Consider the following 426-nt stretch of genomic DNA (forward strand, 5'->3'; position numbering starts at 1 on the left):
CGTTACAACTTGATGATAGAAAACGAAAACATAATCTACGGATTATTTGGAACAGTATTCTTTACCTTGTTAAAACAGGTTGTCAATGGCGTATGCTTCCCCAAGATTTCCCCAAGTGGCAACGGGTCTACTATTATTATAAAAAGTGTGCAGCTATGGGGCAATTCGAACTACTGTTGGAACATTTACGAGGCAAAGTTCGAGTAAAACTAGGACAAAAATCAGGGCCATCGCTTGGTATTATGGACAGCCAGAGTATTCGCTGGGGCAATAACCGGTCATTAAAAGGATTTGATGGCAATAAAAAGATTAAGGGCATAAAACGTCATGTGGTCGTTGATAAAAATGGTTTTTTAATTGCAATCATGGTTACAATGGCTAATATACATGATAGTAAGGCTGTTATTTTACTTATGCGCGGGTTAA

The 426-nt window shown here is 38.0% G+C and carries 1 protein-coding gene; it reads left to right on the top strand.

What is annotated here, in order from left to right:
* The coding region (locus GNY06_RS00460) for a transposase (protein ID WP_166518328.1) at positions 1–426 on the top strand (426 nt) is incomplete at both ends.

The organism is Elizabethkingia argenteiflava (genome assembly GCF_009904105.1).
GTDB lineage: Bacteria > Bacteroidota > Bacteroidia > Flavobacteriales > Weeksellaceae > Elizabethkingia > Elizabethkingia argenteiflava.